Genomic DNA, 26,725 nt, shown 5'->3' on the forward strand with positions numbered 1-26,725 from the left:
CGCGCTTGTTCGTAGTTGTCGCCTAAAGCGGGAATTGCGGGGCAGGCGCGACGAGGGGAGCGGGACGTGGGCGTGACGACTCCGGCGTACGAGGAACGGGTCGAAGCGCCACCCGAGGCTCCCGCCCCGCCCGCCGAACTCGGCCCGCGCCGCGTCCGGTTGGTCTTCTTCGGGCTGATGCTCGCGCTGCTGCTCGCCGCGCTGGAGCAGATGATCGTCGCCACCGCGCTCCCCAGGATCGTCGGCGAACTGCACGGCCTGGACCGGATGTCCTGGGCGATCACCGCCTATCTGCTCACCGCCACCATCGGACTGCCGGTCTACGGCAAGCTCGGCGATCTCCTCGGCCGCAAGGGCGTCTTCCAGTTCGCGATCGTCGTCTTCGTCATCGGCTCGGCCCTCGCCGGACGGGCCACGAGCATGGACCAGTTGATCGCCTTCCGCGCGGTCCAGGGCGTCGGCGCGGGCGGCCTCATGATCGGCGTGCAGGCGATCATCGCCGACATCGTGTCGCCCCGCGAGCGCGGCCGTTTCATGGGCCTGATCGGCGCCGCCTTCGGACTCGCCTCCGTCGCGGGCCCGTTGCTCGGCGGCTACTTCACCGACCACCTCTCCTGGCGCTGGTGCTTCTACGTCAACGTGCCCTTCGGGATCGTCACCCTCGCCGTCGTCACCGCCGTACTGAAGCTCCCCAAGCCCCTCGCCCGACCCCGGTTCGACGTCCTCGGCGCCCTGCTGCTCGCCGCGGCCTCGACCTGCCTGGTGCTGCTGACCAGTTGGGGCGGCACCGAGTACGCCTGGGACTCCCGGACGATCCTTGGACTCGGCGCCGGAGCGGCCGTCTCCGCCGTGCTCTTCCTCGTCGCCGAGCGCTTCGCCGCCGAACCCCTCATCCCGCTGCGGCTGTTCAGGGACTCCGTCTTCAACATCACCGGTCTGGTGGGCCTGGTGATCGGCGTCGCGCTGTTCGGGGCCGCGAGCTATCTGCCGACCTTCCTCCAGATGGTCGACGGGGCCAGCGCCACCGAGTCGGGCCTGCTGATGCTGCCCATGATGGCCGGCATCGTCGGCGCCTCCGTCGTCTCCGGCCAACTCATCAGCCACACCGGCCGCTACAAGGTCTGGCCGGTCCTCGGCACCGCCCTCTCCGTCCTCGGCATGTGGCTGCTGTCCCGCCTCGAAGCGGACACGCCCCGGCTGCACTACAGCATCTGGATGGCCGTCCTCGGCGCCGGGATCGGCATGGTGATGCCGGTGCTGATCCTCGCCGTGCAGAACTCCGTCCGCCCCGCCGACCTCGGCACCGCCACCAGCGCCAACAACTACTTCCGGCAGATCGGCGGCAGCGTCGGAGCGGCGATCTTCGGCACCCTCTTCGCGCACCGGCTCGCCGACGCCCTCGCCGACGAACTGCCCACCGGCAGCGGGCTGCCCGACCCTGAGGCCATCACCCCGCAGCTCGTCCACGCGCTGCCCCCGGCGCTGCGCGACGGCTACATCCGGGCCTACGCCGACGCCATGCCGAGGATCTTCCTCTACCTCGTGCCGGTGCTCGTCCTCGGCCTGCTCATCGCCTTCTTCCTCAAGGAGAAACCGCTGGTGTCCCACAACGCCCCCGACACGGAGACCGCCCCGATCCCGCAGGCCCGATCGCCGTACGCCGCCGGGGTCCCCGTCTGCGGCACGGTGCGGCACTCCGACGAGACCGTCGTGCCCCGGACCGCGCTCACCCTCATCGACGTGGCCGGAGCACAGATTGGGCGGGGCGCCAGCGGCGAGGACGGACGGTACGCGCTGGCCACGCCGGGACCGGGGTCGTACGTCCTGATCGCCGCCGCGGGCGGGCACCAGCCGCAGGCGGTCTCCGTGACCGTCGGTGAGCGCCCGGTCGAACTCGACATCGTGCTCGGCGGCGCCGGACGGCTCGCGGGCGGGGTCCTGACCGCCGACGGCACACCCGTGCGCAACGCCACCGTCACCCTCACCAACGTGCACGGCGAGGTCGTGGCCACCACCCGCAGCGGCCCCGAGGGGACCTACGCCATCACCGAACTGGTCGCGGGGGAGTACACCCTCGCCGCGAGTGCGCCCGCGTACCGCCCGGCCGCGCTCCCCGTCACGGTGCGGGCCGACCGGGAGACCCGCCAGGACGTCGAACTCGCGGGCGGCGCGGTGCTGCGCGGCACCGTGCGGGCCGGCGGCGGCAGGCCCGTCGAGGACGCGCGCGTGACACTCCTGGACGCGGCCGGCAACGTCGTCGACACCCTCACCACCGGCCCCGACGGCACCTTCCGCTTCCTGGACCTGTCCTCCGGCGAGTACACCGTCATCGCCGCCGGATACCCGCCGGTCGCGACCGTCCTCCAGGTGGCCGGGGGCGGCCGTACCGAGCGCGATCTCCAGCTCGGACACGAGGACTGACAGGCCGTCAGCGCGGGGGCGCGCGCCGGGGCGAGCCGGTCCGGGCCAATTCCCGCATTGCCGCACACCGTGACCGGCCGGAGCCGTACGGTGGAGCAGGCGGCACAGATCTTGCGGAGAGAGGGCCTGGGCCATGGACCGTGGCACCGAGACGGGCGCACCTCCCAGCCGCGGGGCTGGGGACGGCGCGGCGGACGGCCACGCCGCGGCCGGACGTGTCCCGCTCGCCGTGGTCGTGGTGGACCGCGACGGCCTGGTGTCCCACTGGAGCCGGGGCGCGCGCCGACTGTTCGGCGCCACCAGGGAGGAGGCCATCGGCCGCCCCGCCGCCGACCTGCTGCCCGTCTCCGGCGCACTGCCCGACGCCGAGGACACCCCGCCCTACGGCGCGTACGCCGCCTACGACGGACTCGGCCCCGACCTGGAGTCGTCCCTCGACGGCGGGCTGTCCTACCCGGCCGCGGGCCGCGCCGGCCTCACCGTGCCCGGCGCCGACCGCGTCGACGTCCTGTGGTGGGCCTACCCGCTGGTGGGCCCGGGACAGGAGCGGCTGCTGGTGCTGGCCGCCGACGCGGACGGGCTCCACCAGGACCTCGACCTGGACGAGGGCGCCGTGGCCGTCGAGCGCATCGCGCCCGCCTTCGCCCTGCACACCGACTTCCCCGGCGCCGACGAACTCGCCCGCAGGCTCCCCGAGATCCTGCCCAGCATGAGCGTCGGCGAGAGCGCTCGCATCGTCGCGCAGATCCTCGAACTGGGCTATCCCGTCCTGGAGTTCAGCCAGAACGACCGGGTGCCCGTCACCCCCGACTGGGGTGTGCCCCGGCGCACCGAGCGCAAGGCCCGCCGGGAGCGGGCGGCCAGGGCGGCCGCCGAGGGGCTGCCGGTCCCGCAGGGCGAGCAGGACGAGGGCGAGGACCTGGAGTACGTCGCCGTACGCGAGCGTCTGGAGTTCCTCAACGAGGTCAGCGGGAAGATCGGCACCTCCCTCGACCTGTCCCGAACCATCGTCGAGGTCAGCAAGGCCGTCGTGCCGCGCTTCACCGACGTCGCCGGCACCTATCTGCGCGAACAGGTCGTCGCCGGCGAGGGGTTCCCCGACGGCGTGCCCGACACCACCACCATGTGGCACCGGGTCGCCCTGGAGCACACCGACGAACCCGGCCGCTGGGACGACGTCGTACCGGTCGGCGAGGCCATGCCGTTCCCCGCGCACACGCCGTTCTTCCAGTGCATGACCACCGGCGAGCCCGTCCTCGTGCCGCGCATCAGCGAGCAGATGGGCCACGCCATCGCCTCGCAGTTCGAGAAGCGCGACATCCGGCCGCTGATCACCGGCCGCTCCATGCTGGTCGTCCCGCTGAAGGCCCGCAACGTGGTCCTCGGGTTCATGATCCTGCTACGGCACCCCGAGCGCGTCGAGTTCAACGACATGGACCGCGTCACCGGCGCCGAACTCGCCGCCCGCGCGGGCCTGGTGCTCGACAACGCCCGCATGTACACCTTCCAGGAGTCCGTCGCCGAGACGCTCCAGGACAGCATGCTGCCGCACATCCCGCCGCGCATGGCGGGCTGCGACATCGCCACCCGGTACCTGCCGGGCATGCTCCTCGGACGCGTCGGCGGCGACTGGTTCGACTCCGTCAAGCTGCCCGGCGCCCGCACCGCCCTGGTGGTCGGCGACGTCATGGGGCACGGGCTCAACTCGGCGGCCATGATGGGCCAGTTGCGTACGGCCGTACAGACCATGGCAGCGCTCGACCTGCCGCCCGCCCAGCTGCTGCGCAACCTCGACGACCTCGCCCAGCGGCTCGGCGACACCTACCTCGCGACCTGCCTCTACGCCGTCTACGACCCGATCGCGAGCGAGCTGCACATCGCCAACGCGGGCCACATCCCGCCGGTGATCGTGCGCGCCCGCGACGGCCGCAGCGAGCTGCTCGACCTGCCCACCGGTGCGCCGATCGGCGTCGGAGGGGTGCCCTTCGAGGCCGCACACGTGCGCGTGGAGCCCGGCGACCGGCTGCTGATGTGCACCGACGGGCTGGTGGAGGTGCGGGGCGAGGACATCGGGGTGGGGCTCGCGACGCTCACCGAGTCCGCCGCGCATCCGGCCGCCTCCATGGACGACGCCTGCGACGCGATCATCCGCGCGCTCAACACACGGGGCGGCCGCAAGGACGACGTGGCGCTGCTGATGGCCCGGCTCAACGGCATCGAGCCCGACGACGTGGCCGAGTGGCGGGTCTCGCTCGACCCGGTCGAGGTGGGGCGGGCCCGCGCGGTGGTGCGGGAGCAACTGCACGAGTGGGGGCTCGCCAAGCTGGTAGACGCGGCCGAGCTGATGGTGAGCGAGCTGGTCACCAACGCGATACGGCACTCGCACGGGCGGCCCGTGGAGCTGCGGCTGGTGCGCGGGGACACCCTGCTGTGCGAGGTGGACGACGACGACCACGACTTGCCGTCGCTGATGAGCGCCGGGCCCACCGACGAACGGGGGCGCGGGCTCAGGGTGGTGAGCACACTGGCGCGCGAGTGGGGTGCGAGCCGCACGAAGGCCGGGAAGACCGTGTGGTTCGAACTGACCTTGCCACGGCGCTGAGCAGGCACGCACGGGGCGCGTGTTTCTCGAACTGGGCGTGAAGGAATGCGCCATGCGCTTGTTCACGTGACCCCCGCGCGATACACCGTACTGGCCCGCCAAGTGTGGCGGGTTTGCGTCGCATCCTGGGGAGTCGGACATGAGCGTGACGGGTCGTTACCGGGAGTCCTGGGAGGGGTTCTGGCGGGAGGCTCCGGGGCGGCAGGGGGCCGTGTTCTGGGACGCCGAGCCGGTGTTGACCTCCGGTGTCCATCTCGCCCACTTCGAGCCGCTGCTGATCGACCCGGGGCTGCCACTCGTGGACCTGGGCTGCGGGAACGGCACCCAGAGCCGTTTCCTCGCCGCCCACTTCACCCATGTCATCGGCGTGGACCTGTCCGCCGCGGCCCTGGATCACGCGCGCGCCGCCGACCCCGGTGAGCAGGTGACGTACCGGCAGCTGGACGCCTCCGACAAGGGTGAGCCGGAGACGCTGCACGCCGAACTCGGCGACGCCAACGTCTACATGCGGGGTGTGCTGCACCAGACCGCGCCCGAGGACCGGCAGCAGATGGTCGACGGGATCGGCGCGCTGATCGGGGAGCGCGGCCGGGCCTTCCTCGTCGAACTCTCCGAGGCCGCCAAGCCCATCCTGGTGGGACTCGCGCAGGGCCCCGAAGGACCGCCCGCCAAGCTGGCCCCCATCTTCCAGCACGGCATCGCGCCCGGCGAGGTCGCCGACGACGCGGTGCCCGTCTACCTCGGGGCGGCCGGGCTCACGATCGTGGCCGGCGGTGAACTGCCGCTCATCACCACCGAGTACCGGCCCGACGGCACCCGGATCGAGCTGCCGTCCAAGTGGTGGGTGGTGGGGCGGGCCGCCTGACCGGCGGGGTGGGGCTGGGGGGAACTCCTGGGGCGGCCGGTTCGTTTGACACGAACAGAATTCGAAATTTCGGCCAAGTCAAGCTCAATGAGTCCTCATGGAGGTCCCAAGCATGACTCGACATCACCCCCAGCCGACCCGGCGTGCCGTGCTGGGCGGTGCCGCCGCTCTCGCCACTCTCACGGTGACGGCCGGTGCCGGTACGGCGAGCGCGGCGCGCAACGCCACCTGGCCGACGGAGTTCCAGCTCCCCGACGGCTGGCTCCCCGAAGGCATCGCCATCGGCAGAACGCCGTACGCGTACATGGGATCGCGTGCCAACGGCGCGATCTACCGCACCGACCTGCGCACCGGCGAGGGCAAGGTGCTCTATCCCGGTGCCACCGGACAGGTCGCCGTCGGCCTGAAGACCGACCAGGAAGGCCTGCTGTACGTCGCCGGGAACACCGGGGTCGCGCGGGTGCACCGGGCCCGTACCGGCGAGGTGCTGCGCAGCCATCAACTCTCCGAGGCCACCGGGCACTTCATCAACGACGTCACCCTGCTCGGCGACCGCGCCTGGTTCACCGACTCGCGGGCCGCGGCCCTGTACTCCGTCCCGCGCGGCAGCCGGCCGGGCGCGGTGCGCACCCTGCCGCTGACCGGCGACTGGGTCCAGCTGCCGGACGTCAACAACGCCAACGGCGTCGTGGGCACCCCCGACGGACGTGGGCTGATCGTCGTCAAGAGCACGCCGGGCGAGCTGTACCACGTCGACCCCAGGTCCGGGTACGCCAAGAGGATCACGCTGGTTGGCCAGGACACCGTCGTCAACGGCGACGGCCTGTGGCGCATCGGCCGCACCCTGTACGTCGTGCAGAACCGGCTCAACCTGATCAGCGTGTGGGACCTCGACGCCAAGGCCACCACCGCGACCCTGCGCACCACCATCACCGACCCGCGGTTCGACGTCCCCACCACGGCCGCACGCTTCGGCAGCCGCCTGTACCTGGTCAACGCACGCTTCACGACCACGCCGACGCCGGAGACGACGTACAACGCCGTCGCTGTGCCGATCTGACACGCGCGTCCGGCGACCGACGAAGGGCGCCCACCGACCCGGAGGGCGCCCTGTTCGCTACTGCTCGTCGGCCGTGCGTCCGCGGCGGTAGGCCACCCAGCCCGCCGCCACCAGCGCGGCGGCGAGGGCCGCCAAGGAGACCACCGTGACACCGGTGGCGGCGAGGCTGCCGCCCGCGATGGAGGTGCCGGGGCCGCCCGTGGCCGAACCGGTGGAGCCGGAGCTGCCCGAACCGCCGGTGCTCGTGCCCGACCCGCCGCTCGTCGAGCCGCCGGTGGTGCCGCCGTTGTCCGAGCCGCCGTCGTCGCCCGTGTCCGGGTCGGTGTCGACCGGGTCCTGGCCCACGAAGCTCACCGGGACCTTCACGTCCTGGGAGCGGTCGCCGGACAGGGTGTGGTCGGCCCGCGTCGCGAGGACGCACTTGGCCTTGAAGCAGTCGGTGAACTCGTCCTTGGCGTCCACGGTCAGCTCGACCTCGAAGGAGCCCCCGTCCTTGTACGGGGTCGCCAACTCCTCGCCGTAGTCCGGCGGATTGGACGAGATCCACGCCGAGGAGTGGGACCCGCCGCTCATGTCCACGCCGCCGATGCACGGGGTGGGCAGCTCGCCGTCGCCGTTGTCGACGCACAGGGCGACGTAGATCCCCTTGTCGACGTCGTAGCCGGAGCCGGTGACCTTCAGCTTCTGGTCCGTGACGGCCAGGCTGTTGACCGGTGTCACGGTGAGCTTCTGCCCCTCGGGACCGGTGACGGTCCTGCTGCCCGACGGCTCGGTGTCCTCGCCGTCGCCGTCCCCGGTGCCGCCGTCGCCCGAGGCCGCCTGCACGGTCAGCGTGACCGGTGAAGTGCGGGTCGTGCCCACGGAGTTGGTGAACTCGGCGCGGTACTCGTAGCCGTCCTGGCCGGCTTTCGCGGTGAAGGCGTAAGCGTTCTGGGCCGCGCCCTCGATCGTCGACCAGGTCTGGCCGCCGTCCGGGCTGACCTGCCAGCGCACGGTCGGTGCGGGGGTACCCTCGGCCGCCGCGACCAACGTGACCCGGTCGCCCGGCGCCACGGTCTGGTCGGTGGGGGACTGGGTGACCTCGGGGGAGACCCGGACGTCGAGCTTGAGGACCTTGCTCTCGGCCTGCTTCGTGACGTAGACGGAGGTCGCGCCCGGGGCTACGGCGATACCCGCGTAGCTGTTCACCACGCGGCTGCCGGGCAGCGTGACCGGGTCGGCGACCTGCTCGAAGGTCCTGGCGTCGAGGATCTGGAGGGAGCCGTTGTTGTCCGAGCCCTCCTCGGCGGTGCCGTAGTCCTCGCGCAGCACGAAGGCCCGACCGGTGGTCTTGTCGAAGGCGGCGGCCAGGGGCCGGTCCGCGCCGGTCAGGGTGGCGACAGGCTTGGCGTCCTTGTCGAACACGAGGACGGAATCCCCGCTGCTCACCCAGACGTTGCCGGTCGTCGGGTCCGCCTCGACGAAGAACACCGAGTCGGCGGCGGGTAGTTCGGCCGTGGCGGTGACCTGGAAGGAGGCGGTGTCGATCCTCCTGAGCACCTTCTTGCCGTCGGCGGTGCCCGCGGACCAGGCGACGCCGTGCGCGGCGTCCACGCCGAGCAGGCTGCCGCCCTCGACGGTCGTCGTGCGCTTGACGGTGCCGGTCGCGGTCTCGACCTCGGAGAGCGCGGCGCCCTGCGCGACCAGGGTGGTGGCGGCCGTGGTGCCGGGGCCGACTCCGGTGACCGTGGCGCCGTTCAGCCAGACGCCGCCCGCGGTGGTGTCGCCGTCCTCGGCGGTGCCGATGCCGCGCAGCGGGAAGTGGAACACGACCCCGTCGCCGGGCAGCGGTGCGACGATCTGCCGTACCACCCGGTTGGCCAGGGCACCGCCCGCGCCGGGCGCCTGGGCGACATGGCTGAGGAGTCTTCCGTCCTTGGGGTCGAGGGCGTACAGCCCCTGCTCGGCGATGTCGGCCGTGTCGACGATGTTGTCCGAACCGACGTACAGCTTCCCGGAGTCGGGGTGCAGCAGCAGGTCCAGCGGGCGGCCCGCGGTGGTGAACTCGGCCGACCGCACATAGCTGACGGTGCCGGGCGGGACGTCCACGCCGTCGCCGCCGTCGCCCCCGTCACCGGGGTCCTGGCCCTCGAAGGCGAGGGGGATGCGGACATCCTGGGAACGGTCGCCCGCGGCGTTGTGGTCGACCCGGGTGACGACCGAGCAGGCCACCTCCAGACAGTCGAGGCCGCTGTCCTCGCCCTTGACGCTCAGGGCGACGTCGAAGGTGCCGCCCACGCCCCACCGCTGCGCGACCGTGCCGGCGCCCTCGTCCGAGGCGTCCCTGGGGATGATCCACACCGAGGAGCCGCTGCCGCCGCTCTGGTCGGCGCCGCCCAGGCAGGGAGTGGGGATGCGGTTGTCGCCGTTGTCCTTGCAGACGGCGACGTAGATGCCCTTGGTGTCGTCGTAGCCCTCGCCGGTGACCCGCAGGGTCTCGCCGTCCGGGTCGAGGTTCGCGGAGGCGGAGACGGTGAGTTTCTGACCGTCCTTGCCGAGTGCCGTCCTCGGGGTGTCGGCGGCCTGGGCGGGCGAGCCGACGGTCACGGCCGTGGCTCCGGCGGCCACCAGGGCGGCGGCGCCGAGGCCGGCGGCGGGGCGTCTGAGCCGGCGCACCGGACGCCGGTCGGGTGTGTCGTCTGTCATGGAGGTTCCTCGGAGAGGGAAGTGCCGGAACGGGCCGGCCGGTCGGCCGGCCCGTGGGCCTGTGGGGCGGCGAGCGCTTGGCGGGACGAGCGCCTACTGGAAGGTGATGGGCACGTGGACGTCGTACTTGCGGTCGTTGGTGTCGAAGTGGTCGGCGCGGGTCACGACCGCGCACTCCACGTCCTGGCCGCAGACGCTGCCGTCGTCGAGGGTGGCCTTGACGAAGATGTTCACGTTGAAGGTGCCGCCGGTGCCGAACTTGGAGCTGTTGGCGAACAGGCCGCCGAAGGTGTTGTTGACCCAGTGCGAGGCGCCGGTGGAGCCGGACTCGTCCTGACCGCCCAGGCAGGGGGTGGGCTTGGTGTCGCCCGGGTTGCCCTCGACCACGCAGAGGCCGACGTAGATGCCCTGGCTCGTGTTGAAGCCGGAACCGGTGACGTTGATGACCTGGCCGGCCGCGCCGGCGGTGTCCGGGCTGGTCACGGAGAGGTTGTACGTGGTGCTGCCGTCGACGATCGTGCGCGTCGAGGTGGCGGCGGAGGCCGAGGTCGCCAGGCCCAGGGTCAGGGCGGCGGAGGCGGCGACGGCGAGGGCGGCACGGGCGGCGGTACGGGCGGAAGGAACGGCTCTCATGGCGAGCGCTTCACCTTTCAAGGGGTTACCCAACTCCCGGTCGGGATTAGGTAAGGCAAACCTAAGTATGACTTCCCGGGGTTTGTCAACGGAAGGCAAAGGATTTTCAACTCCCGTTTCTCGTAAGGGAATTGGGCATGCCGAGGAGCGGACCGAGCGGCCCGCTCCTCGAAGGGGGTTCGCCGAAGCGAAGGGAGTGCGCCAAGCCGAGCAGGGAGGGCGCCGAGCCGAGAGGGGAGTGCGCCAAGCCCGGCACGCCGGGTCAACCCGCGGTGGGGCGGACCTCGAAGTCGGCGGCGGCGCCGCGTTTTCCGGTGACGGTGTACAGCTCGACGGTGTGCGCGCCCTCGGCGGCCGTCGTGTACACCGGGAAGGCGCGGGAGACACGGCCCTCCTCGTCGGCCGTCGCCTGGTACCGGGTGTCGTCGTCGATCGCGACGAGCACCACCTCGCCGGGCTCGAAGCCCGCGCCGGTGACCTGCTGTTCACCGCCCGCGGCGAGGGCGGCGAGAGCGACCGTCGCCGAGGGCGCCGACTGCTGTTTCGCGTCCCCGGCCGGCTGCTCGGGTGCGGCGGTGCCCGGAGCCGGCTCCTCGGAAGCCTCTTCCGGTGCCGTCCCAGGCGTGTCGTCGCCGGTGCCGGACCCGGTCCCCACCGTCACGTCGAGCAGTCCGAGGTCGTCGCCCCGGGTGAACTCCCGCCCGCTCCACGCGGACAGCAGTTCCGCGCCCTCGGCGGTGAGGGACGCCCGCAGTCCGGTCCAGGTCACCCCGCCGGTGCGTACGACAGGGGCGGCGCCCGACTCGACATCGGCCAGGGCGAGTTCGCGGACCACGCCGTCGGCGGCCGTACGGGCGTGCAGGACGCCGGAGCCGCCGTCCAGCTCCAGGCGCAGTGCGCCGAGCGTCAACGGCTGTGCCACACCGGTGAGTTGGGCGGAACCCCCCAACTCGACCTCCGCGTCACCCGATCCGGGATCGGCGCCGCCGCCGGTCGCCGGGAACCAGGCGCGGTCCGCCGACCCTCGTACGGCGGGCGCGGTGACGTCGAGCGTCACGCCGTGATCGGCCAGTTCACCGCCCGCTGTCGTCCAGCTGGCGTAGCCGCCGGACACCTCGCGCGGATACGCGCCCCCGTCCTGCGCGATCGCCACGCCCGGACACAGCAGTGCCAGCAGGGTGCCGCCCGCCAGTGCGGCGGCGCCGGGTCTCTTCGTCATCTTCTGTTCTCCCTCTGGGAATTGGGACCGGGACGGGGCTCAGGCCACCTGTCCGGTCCGGCGCCGACGCGCCCAGTACCAGATCCCGGTGCCGGCGGCGACCAGCCCCGCCGAGGTGAGCCCGACCGTCAGCGCGGCCGAGCCGGTGCTCGCGAGCGGCCCGCTCGTCTTCGAGCCGGAATCGGAGCCGGAGCCTGATCCGCTGCCTCCGGTGGTGCTCGCCCCGGCGCCCGCACTCGGCGTCGACGAGGCGTCGCCCGACGAAGCGCCGTCCGACGCGCCGCTGCCCGACGACCCGCTCCCCGCGAAGGTCACCGGAATCCGGACCGTCTGGGACTGGTCGCCGCCGCGCGTGTGGTCGTTGCGCGTGATCACGGCGCATTTCACGCCGGACTCGGTGCAGTCGGTGTTGGCGTCCTTGGCCCGGACCGTCAACTTCACGCTGAAGGTGCCCTTGTGCCCGCTGCCGCCGTACGGCTTCGCCAGCCCCTCGCCGTAGGAGGGCGGGTTGGACGAGATCCACTGGGACGCCCCGGACTCGCCGGACATGTCGACCCCGCCGATACAGGGCGTGGGCGTCTTGCCGGCGCCGTTGTCCACGCAGAAGGCGACGTAGATGCCCTTCTCGGTGTTGTAGCCGGAGCCGGAGACGGTCACCGTCTCGCCCGCCGGGTCGAGTCCCGAGGACTTGGAGGCGGTGAGTTTCTGCCCCTCGGGTCCCGTCGCCGAGGTCCCCGCGGCGGCCGCGGGGAGCGCCGACGCGAGCGTCAGCGTGATCGCGGCGAACGCCGACATTCCTCCGACTCGCCTGCCGCGCAGGCGAATTGGCCCCTTCACGTCCCACCCCCACTTGGAGTTAATAAGGTAAACCTAACCTAAGCTATTGATCAACTGTAGGTCATCCCCGAGAATGGAGTGGGCCGAGCGATGCGTCTGTCCGGAAGACCCCGACGAACCCCGTGGAGCCGCGCCCTCGCACCCGTCGCGCTGGCCCTCGCCCTGCTGACCACCGCCTGCGGCACGGGCACCTCCGACTCCGCCACGGCGGCGAAGGCGACCCCGGCGTCGGCCGGGGAACGCGCCGCCGCGGCCGAGAAGCAGCTCGCGAAGAACACCCTCGTACCGCTCGAAGGCAAGGCGCCCGTACCGGAGTTGCCCGTCACCGTCGACTCCTCGGACGGGCGGAAGGTCACCGTGAAGGACGCCTCGCGGATCCTGCCGCTCAACGGCGGAGTCGCGGAGATCGTGTTCACGCTGGGCCTCGGCGACCGGGTCGTCGGCCGGGACATCACCGCCACCTTCGCGGAGGCGAAGAAGCTCCCGCAGGTCACCAAGGCGCACGACGTCAGCGCGGAGAGCGTGCTGTCCCTGAAGCCGTCCGTGGTGCTCGCCGACACCGACACCGGGCCGAGCGAGGCCGTCGACCAGATCCGAGCGGCCGGAGTGCCGGTGGTCGTCCTCGACCCGGCGACGAAACTGGCCGACGTCTCCACCCGCACCACCCGTATCGCCGAGGCTCTGGGAGTCCCCGCCGCAGGCAAGGCCCTCAACAGCCGTATCGCCGAGGAGCTGGCGGCGGCGCGGGCCGCGGTGCCCGAGGGCAGCAGGCCCAAGGTGGCGTTCCTGTACATGCGCGGCAGCGCGGCCGTCTACCTCATGGGAGGCAAGGGCTCGGGCGCCGACTCGCTGATCGAGGCCGCGGGCGCGGTGGACGCGGGCGTCGAGGCGGGCCTGGACCGGCCTTTCACCCCGCTCACCAGCGAGGCCCTGGTCAAGGCGCAGCCCGAGGTGATCCTGATGATGGACAAGGGCCTGGAGTCGGTCGGCGGCGTCGACGGCCTCGTCGACATCCCCGGCATCCGGGAGACCCCGGCCGGCCTGGACCGACGCGTCGTCACCCTGGAGGACGGGGTGCTGCTCAGCTTCGGACCGCGCACCCCGCTGGTCATCGACATCCTGGTCGACCGCATCCACCGGACCTGAACCCGCTCTACCCGGCCTGCCTGAATCCGTTCTCCCGGGCCTGCCTGAGTCCGCTCTCCCCGGCCCACCTGAACCCGCTCTCCCCGGCCCGCCCGAACCCGCCCTACCGACCCGCCCTACCGGCCCACCCGAACCGGCACCGCGACGGGCGGCCCCTTCCGGAACGCCCACGCCATCCCCGGCTCCATCACCCCCCGGAAGACCCGCCGCACCGGCGCGGTGCACAGCCCGGTCACCACCGCCGCGGCGACGGCACTCACGGTGATCACGCCGAGCGGCGAGTGCGTCCAGCGCTGCCCCGCCCAGCCGAAGTGCTCGGCGGCCTGGACGACGAAGCCGTACAGCGTGCCCGCGCCCAGGGTGGTGAACCACGTCCGGCGGCCCGGCACCCAGGACAGGAAGCAGGCGACCAGGACCAGCGAACAGCCGAAGAGGGCCAGGGTCATGAGCGGCCCGTACCAGGCGGGCACGCCGAAGTGCTGGGCGGCGTAGCGGTGGAAGAACCACGCGTAGTCCATGCGCGGGACCGCCCAGTACGCGAACACCACCGCGCCCGCCAGGACCGGCACCGCGAGCAGCCGCACCCGCCACCGGCGCACCAGTGAGAAGTGCTCGGGCCGCAGACACAGGCCCAGCACGAAGTGCGGCAGGAACTGCAGCACGCGCTGGAAGTCCAGGTCGTCACCGATGGACGGGGTGAGGGAGGCGAGCGCGGCGACCGTGAGCGCGGTCGGCAGCGGCCACCGCAGGCTTCGCCAGATCGGCGTGGTCAGCCGCCAGATGAACAGCGCGCCCAGGAACCAGGTCAGATACAGCGGGTCGAGGAGACTGATCTCCCGGTCCGGGACACCGGAGGACCAGCGGGTGAAGTAGGTGTACGCCGTCTCGAACACCACGTACGGCACGACGACCCCGGTGACCAGCCGCCTGATCTTCTCGGGGCTCGCGTCGAAGGTGCGTGAGAAGTAGCCCGAGATCACGATGAACGCCGGCATGTGGAAGGCGTACACGAGGGTGTAGAGCGCGGTGACCGTACGGCTGCCGGAGCGCAGCGGCTCCCAGGCGTGGCCCGTCGCGACCAGCACGATCGCCAGGTACTTGGCGTTGTCGAAGAACGCGTCGCGCCGCTTCGGGGGTTCGGCCCGGTCCGGTGAGCCGGCCGCCGTGGCCGCCCTTGCCCTCGTCGTCCGTCGTGCCGTCAGGGTGCTGTCGTTCACTCGTGTCCTCGACCGTTTCCCGGGAATCCGCCGGGGGCGCCTCACCGCTTACGGGCGACGCAAACCTCCGCGGCGCGTAACGTGACGGAGCATGAAGATCCTCATCAGCGCCGACATGGAGGGCGCCACCGGAGTGACCTGGCCGGCCGACGTGCTGCCGGGGACGCCCCAGTGGGAGCGGTGCCGGTCGATGTTCACCTCGGACGTGAACGCCGCCGTACTGGGCTTCTTCGACGGGGGCGCCGACGACGTGCTCGTCAACGAGGCCCACTGGACCATGCGCAACCTGCTCCTGGAGCGACTCGACGAGCGCACCGAGATGCTCACCGGCCGGCACAAGTCCCTCTCCATGGTCGAGGGCGTGCAGCACGGCGACATCGACGGCATCGCCTTCGTCGGCTACCACGCGGGCGCCGGCATGGAGGGCGTCCTCGCCCACACCTACCTCGCCAACTCCATCACCGGGGTCTGGCTGAACGACGTACGGGCCAGCGAGGGGCTGCTCAACGCACACGTGGTCGCCGAGTACGGGGTGCCCGTCGTCCTCGTGACCGGAGACGACGTGGCCTGCGAGGACGCCCTCGGATACGCCCCCGAGGCGCTGAAGGTCGCCGTCAAGGACCACGTCTCGCGCTACGCCGCCGTGTGCCGCACCCCCGCGCGCACGGCAGCCGACATCAGAGCCGCGGCCAAGGAGGCCGCCCGGCTGGCGGTCCGTCAGGAACCGGTACAGGCGGGGCCGTTCACGATCGCGCTCGAGTTCGACGCCGAGCATCTCGCCATGGCCGCCACCGTGGTCCCGGGCGTGGGGCAGGTCGGGGAGCGGAAGGTGGCGTACACGAGCGAGTCCATGTACGCCGGAATCCGTACCTTCAAGGCGGTCACCACGATCGTCTCGGCCGCCGTGGAGGAGCAGTATGGCTGACGAGCAGGCAATGGACGAGGTCGTCCGCTTCACCTCCGACCTCATCCGCGTCGACACCACCAACCGGGGCGGCGGCGACTGCCAGGAGCGCCCCGCCGCCGAGTACGCGGCCGAGCAACTGGCGGGCGCGGGCCTGGAACCCATGATGCTGGAGCGCACGAGAGGCCGTACGAACGTCGTCGCCCGGATCGAGGGCACCGACCCGTCGGCCGACGCGCTGCTCGTCCACGGCCATCTGGACGTCGTGCCCGCCGAGGCCGCGGACTGGAGCGTGCCCCCCTTCTCCGGGGAAGTCCGCGACGGGGTCGTCTGGGGGCGCGGCGCGGTCGACATGAAGAACATGGACGCGATGATCCTGGCCGTCGTGCGGGCCTGGGCCCGGCAGGGCGTACGGCCCCGGCGGGACCTGGTCGTCGCGTTCACCGCCGACGAGGAGGCCAGCGCCGTGGACGGCTCCGGGTTCCTCGCCGACCGGCATCCGGAGCTCTTCGAGGGCTGCACGGAGGGCATCAGCGAGTCGGGGGCGTACACCTTCCACGCCGGCGGCCGCCAGATCTACCCGATCGCGGCGGGCGAGCGCGGCACCGGCTGGATCGAACTCACCGCGCGCGGCCGGGCCGGACACGGCTCCAAGGTCAACAAGGAGAACGCGGTCACCCGCCTCGCCGCCGCCGTCACCCGCATCGGCGAGCACGCGTGGCCGCTGCGGCTCACCCCGACCGTCCGCGCGGCCCTCGCCGAACTCGCCGCGCTGTACGGCGTGGAGCCCGACCTCGACGACGTGGACGGGCTGCTGACCAAGCTGGGCCCCGCGGCCAAGCTGGTCGAGGCGACCGTGCGCAACAGCGCCAACCCGACCATGCTGAACGCCGGTTACAAGGTCAACGTGATCCCGGGGGAGGCCGTGGCCCACGTCGACGGCCGGTATCTGCCCGGCACCGAGGACGAGTTCCGCGTGACCCTCGACCAGCTCACGGGCCCCGACGTGGACTGGGAGTTCAGCCATCGCGAGGTGGCCCTCCAGGCTCCGCTCGACTCGCCGACGTACGCCCGGATGCGGGCCGCCGTCGAGGAGTTCGCGCCCGAGGGACACGTGGTGCCGTACTGCATGTCCGGCGGCACGGACGCCAAGCAGTTCTCCCGCCTCGGCATCACCGGGTACGGCTTCGCGCCCCTGAAGCTCCCGGAGGGCTTCGACTACCAGGCCCTCTTCCACGGGGTCGACGAGCGGGTCCCGGTCGAGGCACTGCATTTCGGTGTCCGGGTACTCGACCGGTTCCTGCGGACGGCCTGAGCAAGTGGGGGAGAACGTGCAGACGTCGTCATACGGTTCCTGGCCCTCGCCCATCGACGCGGCGCTCGCCGCGGCACACGACGGACACCCCGAATGGCTCGGCTTCGTCGGGGACGAGGTCTGGTGGACCGAACCCCGGCCCGCCGAGGGCGGCCGCCGCACCCTCGTGCGCAGGCACACCGACGGCACCGAGGAGCCGGTGCTGCCCGCGCCGTGGAACGTGCGCAGCCGGGTCATCGAGTACGGCGGCCACCCCTGGGCCGGTGCGGTGGTGGCCGGTGCGCCGCTCGTGGTGTTCGTGAACTTCGCCGACCAGCGGCTGTACCGGTACGAGCCCGGCGCCGAGCCGCGCCCCCTCACCCCCGTCTCCCCGGTGGGCGGCGGACTGCGCTGGGCCGAACCGCAGTTGAGACTCGACCTGGGTGAAGTGTGGTGCGTCCTGGAGGAGTTCACCGGCGACGGACCCACCGACGTGCGCCGGGTGGTCGCCGCCGTCCCCCTGGACGGCTCGGCCGCGCAGGACCGGGACGCCGTACGCGAACTCACCGACGGCCGCCACCGGTTCGTCACCGGACCCCGTATCTCGCCCGACGGCTCCCGCGCGGCCTGGCTCGCCTGGGACCATCCGCGGATGCCCTGGGACGGCACGGAGCTGGTCGTGGCAGAGGTCCGTGCGGGCGCTCTCCGGGAGCCGCGCACGGTGGCCGGCGGCCCGGAGGAGTCCATCGCCCAGGCCGACTGGTCGCCCGACGGCCGGCTGCTGTACGCGAGCGACCGCACCGGCTGGTGGAACCTCTACCGCGACGGCGAACAACTCTGCCCGCGCGAGGAGGAGTTCGGCGGCGCCCTCTGGAAACTCGGGCACCGCTGGTTCGCCCCGCTGGACAGCGGACTGATCGCCGTCGTGCACGGCAGCGGCTCGACCGCGCTCGGGATACTGGACCCCGAGACCGGCGAACTCGTCGACGCGGCGGGCCCCTGGACCGAGTTCGCGCCCGCCCTCGCGGTGCACGGCGAGCGGGTCGTCGGCATCGGCGCCAGCCCGCGCACCGCCTACGAGGTGGTCGAACTCGACACCTGCACCGGCCGGGCCCGGGTCATCGGCGCCCCGCACGACGACCCGGTCGACCCCGTCCACTACCCCGAACCGCTCATCCGCACGTTCACCGGACCCGACGGCCGGGACATCCACGCCCACGTCTACCCGCCCCACCACCCCGGACACCGGGCGCCGGCCGACGAGCTGCCGCCGTACGTCGTCTGGGCGCACGGCGGGCCCACCGGACACGCGCCCCTCGTACTCGACCTGGCGATCGCCTACTTCACCTCGCGCGGGATCGGGGTCGCCGAGGTCAACTACGGCGGCTCGACCGGGTACGGCAGGGAGTACCGCAACCGGCTGCGCGAGCAGTGGGGCGTGGTCGACGTAGAGGACTGCGCGGCCGTCGCGCTCGCCCTCGCCGACGAGGGCACCGCCGACCGGGACCGGCTCGCCGTCCGCGGCGGCAGCGCCGGGGGCTGGACCGCCGCCGCCTCGCTCACCACGACCGACGTCTACGCCTGCGGCACGATCATCTACCCCGTCCTCGACCTGGTGTCCTTCGGCTCGGGGGAGACCCACGACTTCGAGTCGCAGTACCTGGAGAGCCTGGTGGGATCGCTCGCCGAGGTACCGGGACGGTACGCGGAGCGCTCACCCGTCGAGCACGCCGACCGCGTTACCGCGCCCTTCCTGCTCCTCCAGGGCCTCGACGACGTGATCTGCCCGCCCGCGCAGTGCGAGCGGTTCCTCGCCCGGATCGCGGGGCGCCGGGTGCCGCACGCCTACATCGCCTTCGAGGGGGAGGGGCACGGATTCCGGCGGGCCGAGACCATGATCCGGGTGCTGGAAGCCGAACTCTCCCTCTACGCCCAGGTCTTCGGGCTCAACCCACCCGGTGTCCCGACATTGGAGCTCAACAAGTGAATCAACTCGTACGGCCGTCCAGGCTCGGTCCCGGAGCCCGGGTGGCCGTCGTCGCGCCGAGCGGGCCGGTCGTGGAGGAACGGCTCCAGGCCGGGCTCGACATCCTGCGCGGCTGGGACCTCGACCCGGTGGCCGCCCCGCATGTCCTCGGCACACACGGCGAGTTGGGCTATCTGGCCGGTTCCGACGCCGACCGGGCGGCCGACCTCCAGCGGGCCTGGTGCGACCCCTCCGTCGACGCGGTGCTGTGCGCCCGGGGCGGCTACGGCGCCCAGCGGATGGTCGACCTGCTCGACTGGGAGGCGCTGCGGGCGGCCGGCCCGAAGGTCCTCGTGGGCTTCAGCGACGTCACGACCCTGCACCAGGCCTTCGCCACCCGGCTGGGCCTCGTCACGCTGTACGGACCGGCCGCCGCCGGTGCCGACTTCACCAAGAACGCCGTCGCGCAGGAGCATCTGAGGGCCACGCTGTTCGCCCCGGAGACGGTCCGCACCCTGACCTCCCGGGGCACCGCCCTGGTCCCGGGCCGGGCCCGCGGGGTCACGCTCGGCGGCTGCCTCAGCCTGCTCGCCACCGACCTCGGCACCCCGTACGCCCCCACCGGCGCCGGAGGCGGACTGCTGCTGATCGAGGACGTGGGGGAGCAGGCGTACCGCGTCGACCGCATGCTGACCCAACTCCTGCGCGCCGACTGGCTGGACGGGGTCGCGGGGATCGCCCTCGGCTCCTGGGCGGGATGCGGCCCGTACGCCACGCTGCGCACGGTTCTCGCCGACCGGCTCGGGGGACTCGGCGTGCCCGTCGTCGAGGAGTTCGGATTCGGGCACTGCGAGGGGGCGTTGACCATGCCCTTCGGGGCGACGGCCGAACTCGACGCCGACGCGGGCACGTTGACGCTCGACGAACCCGCCCTGCGCTGAATCCCCGCCGACGCACCATCCCGGCCGAGGCGTTCGATCCCCGTCAAGAAACACCCGGCACGGCGATTGACCTCCTTTGACACGTGTCACACCATGACACCGACCGGTACTTACCGGTCGGTAAGTCGGGTTGTCCTCAGTGTGGAGGTCTCGTGTCCCGTCGTCTGCTCGGATACAGCGTCCCGCTCGCTCTCCTGCTCGGCGCCACGCTCACCGCTCCCGCCGCCGCGACCGGTCAATACACGGTCAGCGCACTGAAGTTCACCGTCCAGGCCGGGGGCCGCACCTGCACGATCGACGCCGATCTGTACCGTCCCTCGGGGGTGGGCCGGGCTCCCGCGGTGCTCACCACCAACGGCTTCGGCGGCAGCAAGTCCGACGGGTCCACGGACGCCACCGCCAAGGCCTTCGCGCAGCGCGGCTATGTCTCGCTCGCCTACTCGGGGCTGGGCTTCGGAGAGTCCGGCTGTCTGATCTCCCTCGACGATCCGCGCATCGACGGCGTGGCCGCCTCGGCGCTCGTCGACTTCCTGGGCGGCAGGCGCGCCGCCGACGACGGCACCAAGGCCGACTTCGTCACCCTCGACGGGCCCGGCGACCCGCGGGTCGGCATGATCGGCGGCTCCTACGGCGGCGCGATCCAGCTGGCGACCGCCGCCGTGGACCGCCGGGTGGACGCGCTCGTGCCGATGATCACCTGGAACGACCTGGCGTACGCGCTGGACCCCAACAACACCAGGAGCGCTGTTCCCGGTGCCTTCAAGTGGCAGTGGTCCAACGGCTTCTACCTCATCGGCGAGGGCCGGCCACTGACCCAGGCGAACCTCGACCCGTCCCGGATCAACTCCCTCGGCTGTCTACACTTCGTCACCAAGGCATGCGACACCGTCCGCACCCTCAACTCCGGGAGCTATCCCGCGGATCGCACCAAGGAGCTGCTCGACTACTCGCACAGCGTCTCGCCGGTGTCGTACCTGAGCCGGGTCAAGGCGCCCACCCTGCTGGTCCAGGGGCAGGCGGACAGTCTCTTCAATCTCAACGAGGCGACGGCGACGTACAAGAGGCTCAAGGCGCAGGGCACGACCGCCAAGATGATCTGGCAGTCCTGGGGGCACAGCGGCGGCATCACCGATCCGGCGGCCGGTGAACTCAACTTCGCCCAGGGGAACTTGGAGACCAGCTATGTCGGCCGGCGGATCCTCGCCTGGTTCGACCGCTACCTGCACCGGCAGAAGAACGTCGACACCGGACCGGCCTTCGCCTACTACCGCGACTGGATCACCGACCCGAACCACACCTACGCCACCGCGGACCGCGTGCCCGCGCCGAGCCGGTCCCTCTACCTCTCCGGGGACGGCAAGCTCGTCGACAACAGCAGGAAGGTGCGGCGCGGGAGCCAGTCGTACAGCAACCGGCTCGTGCCCACGAGCCATTCGGAGAGTTCGCTGGCCGGCATCGTCGGACTCCCGGACCCGGCGCCGTACGACACCGAGGGCACCTACGCCGGTTGGACCAGTGCGCCGCTGAGCCGGACCCTCGACGTCGTCGGCGCCCCGAAGGTGACTCTCAAGGTGAGCTCAGCGGAGGCCGAGCGCACCCAGGACTCCGGGGACGCGGCCGACAGGCTGGTCCTGTTCGCCAAGATCTACGACATGGCGCCCGACGGGACCAAGACCCTCGCGCACCGGCTGGTGGCCCCGGTGCGGGTACCGGATGTGCGCAAGCCGTTCACGGTGACGCTGCCGGGGGTCGTCCACCGGTACGAGAAGGGGCACCGGCTCCAGTTCGTGATCGCGGCGAGCGACGACGCCTACTTCGGGAACCGGGGGATCAAGCCGGTGACGGTGGCCGCCGCGACCGGGCGGACGGGGGTGCTGGAGCTGCCCGTGGCGGGCCGGTGAGTCACCCGAAGGGCAGACCTCACCGTGCGTGACGGGGGCCGCGGGCCCACCCTGGTCGCATGAGCCCGAAGACCTCCGAGAACGGCCCCACCAAAGGCAGGGGCGGGGCGGTGACACCCGCCAGGGTGGTCGTCCTGCTCCTCGCCGTCCTCGCCCTGATCTTCATCTTCGAGAACACCCGGGCGACCAGGATCCGCCTGCTGATCCCGGAGGTGACCATGCCCCTGTGGATGGCGTTGCTCGCCACGGCCGTGATCGGCGCGCTGTGCGGGGCGTATTTCATGAAACGGCGCTCCTAGACCGCCGTAGGCTGACGGGATGCCGCACACCGCATCCCGCTATCTCGCCGAAGGCCCCCGCGTGGGCATACGCCCCTTCGCCTACGAGGACGCCGCCGAGTTCACCGGGCTGGCCCGGGAGAGCAAGGAGCTTCATCAGCCCTGGCTGTTCCCGCCGGACAGCGACAGCGCGTATCTCGCCTATGCGGGGCGGCTGATCGAGGACCGGACCAAGGCGGGGTTCCTCGTCTGCGAGAAGGACGGCGCGCGGGGCGACGGGGCCATCGCGGGGTTCATCAACATCAACAACATCGTCGAGGGCGGCTTCCGGTGCGGGGCGCTCGGCTACGGAGCGTTCGCGCACGCCGCCGGGCGCGGGCTGATGCGGGAGGGGCTGGACCTCGTCGTCGGGTACGCCTTCGGGCCGATGCGGCTGCACCGGCTGGAGATCAACGCGCAGCCCCTCAACACCGCCTCCCTCGCCCTCGCGCGCGCCTGCGGTTTCCGGCTGGAGGGGTTCTCCCCGAAGATGATCTACATCGACGGGGCGTGGCGGGACCACGAGCGCTGGGCGATCACCGCCGAGATGCGGGCTTCCGGTTGATCTTCATGGTGTCGAGGTCCGTGACCGTCGACCTCAGATCCCGGAAGCCGTAGCCCAGGTCCCGCAGCGCCGTCTCCGCGCGGTCCTCCGCGATCGCGCCCGCCATCTCGTCGCCGTCCGCCGCGTCCGACACCACCACGTACCGCATCGAGAAGTGCTTGAGCGGCGCGGGCTCGTACGACAGCGAGCCCTCCTCGGAGAACCGCATGCTCGTCATGCCGTGGTCCGCCGCCTCGGCGAGCAGCCGGGCCCGGGCCTCCTCGGTGAGCCCGTCCCAGGTCCCCCGCACGATCACCCGGTAGGTGTGGCGCTCGCTCACTGTCGCTCCTTCGCGTATCTCCGTGGACGGTCGACTGTACGTCGGCGAGGATGACCCGCATGCGGAATATCGTCGTGCTGGACGCCCCCTCCAACCTCGGCCTGCGTCCGCCGGTCCCCGGCACCGTCCCCGGCTGCCACAAGCTCGCCGGTGCCCTGCGTGAGCAGCGGATCGTGCAGCGGCTGCGCGCGCTGGAGGGCGGGGTGGTGGTGCCGCCGCGCTACGACCGCGGGGACTGGCAGGAGGGCGACGGCGTCTTCAACGCGGCGGCGATCGCCGCGTACACCGTCAAGCTGGCCGACCGTCTCGAACACCACGTCCGCGCCGGGGACTTCCCCGTCGTCCTCGGCGGCGACTGCTCCATCCAGCTCGGCGCCTCGCTCGCCCTGCGCCGCGTCGGACGTTACGGGCTGGCCGCGATCGACGCCTCCCCGGACTTCCGGCACACCGGCAACTCCGACCGGATCGGCGCGGCGGGCGGCGAGGAGGTCGCGCTGGCCACCGGGCGCGGACAGGACGACCTGACGGACCTGGAGGGGCTGAAGCCCTATCTGCGGGACGAGGACGTGCGGTTCTTCGGCATCCGCGACGAGTTCGAGGAGGACCGCGCTGAACTCGCCGCCCTGAAGATCCCGGTCGTGACCGTCGCCGACCTCCGCGAGTGGGGCGCCGACGCCCTCGCCCGGGCCACCGCCGAGGCCTTCGAGGTCCCGGAGATCGACGGCTTCTGGGTCCACCTGGACGCCGACTGCCTCGACCCGTCCGTCATGCCCGCCGTCGACAGCCCCGACCCCGGGGGACTCCTGCCCGACGAACTCACCGCTCTCCTGCGGCCGTTGCTCGCCTCCCCCTCCTGCGTCGGGCTCAACATCACCATCTACGACCCCGATCTGGACCCCGACGGCACGGCGGGCGCGCTCCTCACCGACATCGTCGTGGCCGCCTTTGCGCAATCCTGACCGGTAGCTCCCCTGGCCGACTCGGCGCCGAGCGGTTTCCATGGTGATCGTGACGACGATCCGGCGAGACGTACTCACCCTGCCCGCCGCACCGCTGGGCCCCGACAACCCGCTGCCCCCGCTGCGGCTCCTCCACGAGGCGCACCGCATCGACGTACGGGACCGGGACGACCTCCCCCGGGACATGGCCCGGCAGGCCGGCTACGGACCGCTGCCGAGCCTGCTGCCGGTCCGGGTCCGGGACGGCTACGGCAGAGAGCGCGCGCCTCGCGACCTCGACACGATCGTGATCGAGAACGACCGGCTCCGGGCCACCGTGCTCCCCGGACTCGGCGGCCGGGTCGCCTCCCTGCTCCACAAGCCGACCGGGCGTGAACTCCTGTACCGCAACCCGGTGTTCCAGCCCGCGAACTTCGCCCTGAACGGCGCCTGGTTCTCCGGCGGCATCGAGTGGAACATCGGCGCCACCGGCCACACCACCCTCTCCTGCGCACCCCTGCACGCGGCCCGCGTCCCCGCCCCCGACGGCGGTGAGATGCTCCGGCTGTGGGAGTGGGAGCGCCTGCGCGACCTGCCCTTCCAGATCGACCTGTGGCTGCCGGAGGACTCGGACTTCCTGTACGTCGGCGTACGGATCCGCAACCCGCACGAGCGGCCGGTGCCGGGCTACTGGTGGTCCAACATCGCCGTACCCGAGGAGCGCCGGGTGCTCGCCCCGGCCGAGGAGGCCTGGCACTTCGGGTACGAGCGCCAACTGCGCCGGGTGCCCGTACCGCCGGACCCGGCCGGCGGCCCGCACGCCGCCGACTACTTCTACGACCTGCCCGACACCCGGCGCCGCTGGATCGCCGCCCTCGACGCCCACGGCCACGGGCTGGTGCAGACGTCCACCGACGCGCTGCGCGGCCGCAAGCTGTTCGTGTGGGGGACCGGCACCGGCGGCCGGCGCTGGCAGGAGTGGCTCACCGAACCCGGCACCGGCGGCTACTGCGAGATCCAGGCCGGGCTCGCCCGCACCCAGCTGGAGCACGTCCGGCTGGACCCGGAGAGCGAGGTGTCCTGGCTGGAGGCGTACGGGCCGCTGGAGACGGCACCGGTCACCGAGGAGGCGGAGGCGCGCCTGGAGGCCGTACTCCCACGGGCCGCCGTCGACGAGGCCTACGCCGCCTGGAAGCCGTACGCCGACTCCGAGCCCGGTGAGGTCCTCGCCGCCGGCTCCGGCTGGGGCGCCCTCGAAGTGCTGCGCGCCGACCTGAAGCTGCCGGGCACGCCCTTCGAGGAGAGCACCCTCGGGGAGGCGCAGGCGCCCTGGCTGGAGCTGCTGCGGGCCGGTGCCCTGCCCGAACCGCGCCGGGTGCGGCCGCCCGGCGAGACACTGGTCGCCCCGCACTGGCGGGACATGCTGGAGACCGCGCCCGCCACCCCGCTCGCCGAGTACCACCTCGGCGTCGCCCAGTGGCACGCCGGTGACCGGGCGCAGGCGGTGCGCAGCTGGGAGCGGGCGCTCGAACTGGCCCCGTCCGTCTGGCCGTTGCTGCGCTGTCTCGCCGTAGCCGACCAGGAGACCGGCAACCGAGAGCGGGCCGCCGACCGGTACGCCGAGGCCTTCGACGACCTGTGCCACGAGCGGCGTGACGACGGCGAGGCGTGGACCGCGGCCACCGCCGCGCTGGGCCGCGAGGCGATCGAGGCGCTGCTCGCGGCGGGGCGTACGGAGGCGGCGCGGGCCGTCTGGGAGCGGCTGTATCCGGCCGTCCGGGTCCGCGGCAGGTTCCGGCTGATCGAGGCCGGCCTGCTGCTCGCCGAGGGACGCCCCGAGGCGGCCCGGGCCGTCTTCGACGACGGCTTCGAGGTCGCCGATCTGCGGGAGGGCGCCGAGGCGATCGGCCGGATGTGGAGCCGCGTCAGCGACGAACCGCTGCCCGCACGCCATGACTTCCGCATGCGGCCGGAGACGTAGCGGACCCGGGGCCTGCCGTTCGGATCAGGCCTGGACCGTGACGTTGCGGTCCACGTACTCGTAGATCACCCCGTCCGGGTGCATCGCGATCAGGTTGCGGCCCGCCGGCGTGGGCACCGGGCCCGCCACGACGTGGGCGCCCAGCTCGGTGAGCACCTGGGCGGCCTCCTCGACGTCCTTCACCGCGATGGTCGCCGCGACCTTGCGCAGCACCTCCAGCTCCGCCTCGGGGCCGCTCATCAGCAGGAAGCAGCCCACCGCGGCCACCTGGACGCCGCCGCGCTCGAAACGGAGGGCCGTCGTGCCCGCCAGACGTTCGTAGAAGACGACCGCGGCATCCAGGTCGTCGACGCAGACACGCAGCGTGGTTCCCAGAATCTCCATGCCGACGAGCCTAGTTCGGGCGGCCGGGCGCCGGAGATCGTTTCACGCGATCCTCCCGACCCTGCCCCCGGTGCCGCACAGCCGCCGGACCGGGCCGACGTTAAGCGGACGCCCGCGCGGGTACCCGGCGGCCATGGAGCGCATGGATCACCTGGAGCATCTGGACAAGCATCTGGTCGACGAGCTGGCGCAGGTCGCGCGCGAGACCATCCGGGAGGAGCTGCGTGAGCAGACGCGCAAGCAGCGGCGTACGGCCATGCTGTACGCCGCGTCCGGCGCCGTCGCCCTGTACGCGGGCGCGGCCCTGGCACTCGCCGTGGGCCTCGCACTCGCCCTCGGACTGCCCGACTGGGCCGCCGCGCTGATCACCGCCGCGATCCTGGGCGCGGCCGCCTATCTGCTGCGCGGTGGCCGCGACCAGGCCGTGGTTGAGGACCCGGTTGGTGCGCCGGTAGTTGCGGTGCTGGGCCCAGGCGAGCCCGGCGAGCGCCAGCACGCCGAGGCCGATCGCGGCCCACGGGTAGGGGGTG

Annotated in this window: 22 protein-coding genes; 15 read left to right on the forward strand and 7 right to left on the reverse strand. The window is 72.3% G+C overall.

The features are described from left to right. Positions 1–66: 66 nt before the first annotated feature. The 4 genes from G3I78_RS03905 (at position 67) to G3I78_RS03920 (ending at position 6,948) form a co-directional block, all read left to right on the forward strand. The gene (locus G3I78_RS03905; RefSeq protein WP_164421288.1) at positions 67–2,421 is read left to right on the forward strand and encodes an MFS transporter; all 2,355 of its coding nucleotides are present in this window, start codon (positions 67–69) and stop codon (positions 2,419–2,421) included. 133 nt (positions 2,422–2,554) lie between these two features. Beyond that, positions 2,555–5,023 carry a SpoIIE family protein phosphatase gene (locus G3I78_RS03910; RefSeq protein ID WP_164421289.1) on the forward strand — a complete coding sequence of 823 codons (2,469 nt, stop codon included), beginning with the start codon at positions 2,555–2,557 and terminating at the stop codon, positions 5,021–5,023. 139 nt (positions 5,024–5,162) lie between these two features. Continuing rightward, entirely contained in the window at positions 5,163–5,888 is a 726-nt protein-coding gene (locus G3I78_RS03915; RefSeq protein ID WP_164421290.1) for a class I SAM-dependent methyltransferase, read from the forward strand. A 112-nt stretch (positions 5,889–6,000) separates the two neighbouring features. Then, positions 6,001–6,948 carry a superoxide dismutase gene (locus tag G3I78_RS03920; RefSeq protein ID WP_164421291.1) on the forward strand — a complete coding sequence of 316 codons (948 nt, stop codon included), beginning with the start codon at positions 6,001–6,003 and terminating at the stop codon, positions 6,946–6,948. Positions 6,949–7,005: 57 nt separating this feature from the next. Here the strand turns inward: G3I78_RS03920 and G3I78_RS03925 are convergent, their stop codons facing one another. The 4 genes from G3I78_RS03925 to G3I78_RS03940 form a co-directional block, all read right to left on the reverse strand. Then, positions 7,006–9,633, reverse strand: a complete 2,628-nt coding sequence (locus G3I78_RS03925) for an immunoglobulin domain-containing protein (protein WP_164421292.1) — start codon at positions 9,631–9,633, stop codon at positions 7,006–7,008. A 93-nt stretch (positions 9,634–9,726) separates the two neighbouring features. Further along, a complete protein-coding gene (locus G3I78_RS03930; RefSeq protein ID WP_164421293.1) occupies positions 9,727–10,266 on the reverse strand; it encodes a hypothetical protein in 540 nt (179 codons plus the stop codon). Between the two features lie 262 nt (positions 10,267–10,528). Beyond that, positions 10,529–11,485, reverse strand: coding sequence for an HtaA domain-containing protein (locus G3I78_RS03935; RefSeq protein ID WP_164421294.1), 957 nt, complete (start codon positions 11,483–11,485; stop codon positions 10,529–10,531). Positions 11,486–11,524: 39 nt separating this feature from the next. Then, positions 11,525–12,280 carry a hypothetical protein gene (locus G3I78_RS03940; RefSeq protein WP_203614106.1) on the reverse strand — a complete coding sequence of 252 codons (756 nt, stop codon included), beginning with the start codon at positions 12,278–12,280 and terminating at the stop codon, positions 11,525–11,527. A gap of 132 nt (positions 12,281–12,412) precedes the next feature. Between G3I78_RS03940 and G3I78_RS03945 the strand changes: the two genes are divergently transcribed. Next, positions 12,413–13,468 carry an ABC transporter substrate-binding protein gene (locus G3I78_RS03945; protein ID WP_164421295.1) on the forward strand — a complete coding sequence of 352 codons (1,056 nt, stop codon included), beginning with the start codon at positions 12,413–12,415 and terminating at the stop codon, positions 13,466–13,468. Positions 13,469–13,584: 116 nt separating this feature from the next. Here G3I78_RS03945 and G3I78_RS03950 read toward each other — a convergent pair whose 3' ends face one another. Next, positions 13,585–14,685 carry a hypothetical protein gene (locus G3I78_RS03950; RefSeq protein WP_164421296.1) on the reverse strand — a complete coding sequence of 367 codons (1,101 nt, stop codon included), beginning with the start codon at positions 14,683–14,685 and terminating at the stop codon, positions 13,585–13,587. Positions 14,686–14,776: 91 nt separating this feature from the next. Here G3I78_RS03950 and G3I78_RS03955 point away from each other — a divergent pair, with 91 nt between their 5' ends. The 7 genes from G3I78_RS03955 to G3I78_RS03985 all read left to right on the forward strand — a co-directional run bounded on the left by G3I78_RS03955 (position 14,777) and on the right by G3I78_RS03985 (position 22,573). Further along, the gene (locus tag G3I78_RS03955) at positions 14,777–15,610 is read left to right on the forward strand and encodes a M55 family metallopeptidase (RefSeq protein ID WP_164421297.1); all 834 of its coding nucleotides are present in this window, start codon (positions 14,777–14,779) and stop codon (positions 15,608–15,610) included. Continuing rightward, positions 15,603–16,904, forward strand: a complete 1,302-nt coding sequence (locus G3I78_RS03960; protein WP_164421298.1) for a M20/M25/M40 family metallo-hydrolase — start codon at positions 15,603–15,605, stop codon at positions 16,902–16,904. Before G3I78_RS03955 ends, G3I78_RS03960 begins: the two co-directional genes overlap by 8 nt. 16 nt (positions 16,905–16,920) lie before the next feature. Continuing rightward, positions 16,921–18,870, forward strand: a complete 1,950-nt coding sequence (locus G3I78_RS03965) for an LpqB family beta-propeller domain-containing protein (protein ID WP_343243640.1) — start codon at positions 16,921–16,923, stop codon at positions 18,868–18,870. Then, complete coding sequence (locus tag G3I78_RS03970; RefSeq protein ID WP_164421300.1) at positions 18,867–19,790, forward strand: LD-carboxypeptidase; 924 nt, start codon at positions 18,867–18,869, stop codon at positions 19,788–19,790. The genes G3I78_RS03965 and G3I78_RS03970 overlap by 4 nt, the downstream gene beginning before the upstream one ends. 152 nt (positions 19,791–19,942) lie before the next feature. Continuing rightward, positions 19,943–21,691, forward strand: coding sequence for a CocE/NonD family hydrolase (locus G3I78_RS03975; RefSeq protein ID WP_164421301.1), 1,749 nt, complete (start codon positions 19,943–19,945; stop codon positions 21,689–21,691). A gap of 59 nt (positions 21,692–21,750) precedes the next feature. After that, entirely contained in the window at positions 21,751–21,990 is a 240-nt protein-coding gene (locus G3I78_RS03980) for a LapA family protein (RefSeq protein ID WP_164421302.1), read from the forward strand. Positions 21,991–22,009: 19 nt separating this feature from the next. Continuing rightward, the gene (locus G3I78_RS03985) at positions 22,010–22,573 is read left to right on the forward strand and encodes a GNAT family protein (protein ID WP_164421303.1); all 564 of its coding nucleotides are present in this window, start codon (positions 22,010–22,012) and stop codon (positions 22,571–22,573) included. Here the strand turns inward: G3I78_RS03985 and G3I78_RS03990 are convergent. Next, positions 22,545–22,892 (reverse strand): DUF6204 family protein, encoded by a 348-nt coding sequence (locus tag G3I78_RS03990; RefSeq protein ID WP_164421304.1) that lies wholly within the window; start codon positions 22,890–22,892, stop codon positions 22,545–22,547. The two genes, G3I78_RS03985 and G3I78_RS03990, sit on opposite strands and share 29 nt — an antisense overlap. Positions 22,893–22,951: 59 nt before the next feature. Here G3I78_RS03990 and G3I78_RS03995 point away from each other — a divergent pair, with 59 nt between their 5' ends. Together G3I78_RS03995 and G3I78_RS04000 are read left to right on the forward strand one after the other, a co-directional pair. After that, positions 22,952–23,851, forward strand: coding sequence for an arginase family protein (locus G3I78_RS03995; protein ID WP_164421305.1), 900 nt, complete (start codon positions 22,952–22,954; stop codon positions 23,849–23,851). A 40-nt stretch (positions 23,852–23,891) separates the two neighbouring features. Beyond that, complete coding sequence (locus tag G3I78_RS04000; RefSeq protein ID WP_164421306.1) at positions 23,892–25,811, forward strand: DUF5107 domain-containing protein; 1,920 nt, start codon at positions 23,892–23,894, stop codon at positions 25,809–25,811. 24 nt (positions 25,812–25,835) lie between these two features. On the opposite strand, the gene G3I78_RS04005 is transcribed toward G3I78_RS04000, so the two are convergent. Then, positions 25,836–26,195, reverse strand: a complete 360-nt coding sequence (locus G3I78_RS04005; RefSeq protein WP_164421307.1) for a VOC family protein — start codon at positions 26,193–26,195, stop codon at positions 25,836–25,838. A gap of 133 nt (positions 26,196–26,328) precedes the next feature. Here G3I78_RS04005 and G3I78_RS04010 point away from each other — a divergent pair. Continuing rightward, a partial coding sequence (locus tag G3I78_RS04010) for a phage holin family protein (RefSeq protein ID WP_239157585.1) occupies positions 26,329–26,725 on the forward strand: 397 nt, incomplete at its 3' end.

This window comes from Streptomyces sp. SID13726 (assembly GCF_010548375.1).
Taxonomy (GTDB): domain Bacteria; phylum Actinomycetota; class Actinomycetes; order Streptomycetales; family Streptomycetaceae; genus Streptomyces.

Bases quoted from the DNA above. Each gene is read 5' to 3' on its own strand.
- G3I78_RS03995 (WP_164421305.1), top strand. From the start codon at position 22,952: ATGCGGAATATCGTCGTGCTGGACGCCCCCTCCAACCTCGGCCTGCGT.
- G3I78_RS03955 (WP_164421297.1), top strand. From the start codon at position 14,777: ATGAAGATCCTCATCAGCGCCGACATGGAGGGCGCCACCGGAGTGACC.
- G3I78_RS03930 (WP_164421293.1), bottom strand. From the start codon at position 10,266: ATGAGAGCCGTTCCTTCCGCCCGTACCGCCGCCCGTGCCGCCCTCGCC.
- G3I78_RS03960 (WP_164421298.1), top strand. From the start codon at position 15,603: ATGGCTGACGAGCAGGCAATGGACGAGGTCGTCCGCTTCACCTCCGAC.
- G3I78_RS03925 (WP_164421292.1), bottom strand. From the start codon at position 9,633: ATGACAGACGACACACCCGACCGGCGTCCGGTGCGCCGGCTCAGACGC.
- G3I78_RS03945 (WP_164421295.1), top strand. From the start codon at position 12,413: ATGCGTCTGTCCGGAAGACCCCGACGAACCCCGTGGAGCCGCGCCCTC.
- G3I78_RS04000 (WP_164421306.1), top strand. From the start codon at position 23,892: ATGGTGATCGTGACGACGATCCGGCGAGACGTACTCACCCTGCCCGCC.
- G3I78_RS03935 (WP_164421294.1), bottom strand. From the start codon at position 11,485: ATGACGAAGAGACCCGGCGCCGCCGCACTGGCGGGCGGCACCCTGCTG.
- G3I78_RS03910 (WP_164421289.1), top strand. From the start codon at position 2,555: ATGGACCGTGGCACCGAGACGGGCGCACCTCCCAGCCGCGGGGCTGGG.
- G3I78_RS03940 (WP_203614106.1), bottom strand. From the start codon at position 12,280: ATGTCGGCGTTCGCCGCGATCACGCTGACGCTCGCGTCGGCGCTCCCC.
- G3I78_RS03915 (WP_164421290.1), top strand. From the start codon at position 5,163: ATGAGCGTGACGGGTCGTTACCGGGAGTCCTGGGAGGGGTTCTGGCGG.
- G3I78_RS04005 (WP_164421307.1), bottom strand. From the start codon at position 26,195: ATGGAGATTCTGGGAACCACGCTGCGTGTCTGCGTCGACGACCTGGAT.
- G3I78_RS03920 (WP_164421291.1), top strand. From the start codon at position 6,001: ATGACTCGACATCACCCCCAGCCGACCCGGCGTGCCGTGCTGGGCGGT.
- G3I78_RS03985 (WP_164421303.1), top strand. From the start codon at position 22,010: ATGCCGCACACCGCATCCCGCTATCTCGCCGAAGGCCCCCGCGTGGGC.
- G3I78_RS03980 (WP_164421302.1), top strand. From the start codon at position 21,751: ATGAGCCCGAAGACCTCCGAGAACGGCCCCACCAAAGGCAGGGGCGGG.